This is a genomic window from Pseudaquabacterium pictum, assembly GCF_005403045.1.
GTDB classification, from domain to species: Bacteria; Pseudomonadota; Gammaproteobacteria; order Burkholderiales; family Burkholderiaceae_C; genus Pseudaquabacterium; species Pseudaquabacterium pictum.
On the sequence record NZ_BJCL01000052.1, the window covers coordinates 1 to 356 of the forward strand.

General features: G+C 78.1%; 1 pseudogene. It reads left to right on the plus strand.

Features of this window, described 5'->3' with window-relative positions:
* Positions 1–209: pseudogene (locus FFT10_RS27910) on the plus strand (M61 family metallopeptidase); the annotation flags it as partial.
* Positions 210–356 lie beyond the last annotated feature (147 nt).

Consider the following 356-nt stretch of genomic DNA (forward strand, 5'->3'; position numbering starts at 1 on the left):
GCTGGCGCATCCGCCGGCTGGACGATGCCCAGGCCTGGATCCCGCGCGACCAGCCCTTCACCGTGCTGCTGGTGCGCGACCAGCGGGTGCTGACCCGTGTGGTGCAGCCGCAGGCCGACACGCCGCTGGCCACCACCGTGGCACTGCAGCTGCAGGCCACGCCGCCGCGGGTGGTGGCCAGCCGCCGCCGGGCCTGGCTGGATGCCTGACCACCCGCCGCCGGCGGTGGCGCGGCCCGACCGCCGGCCCGGCTTCTGGGTGCTGGCCACGGTGGTGGCCTTGGCCCACCTGCTGCTGGGCAACCGCCTGGCCGAGGACCGGGTGGGCTGGGACGCCGGTGACGCGCCGCCGCCGCG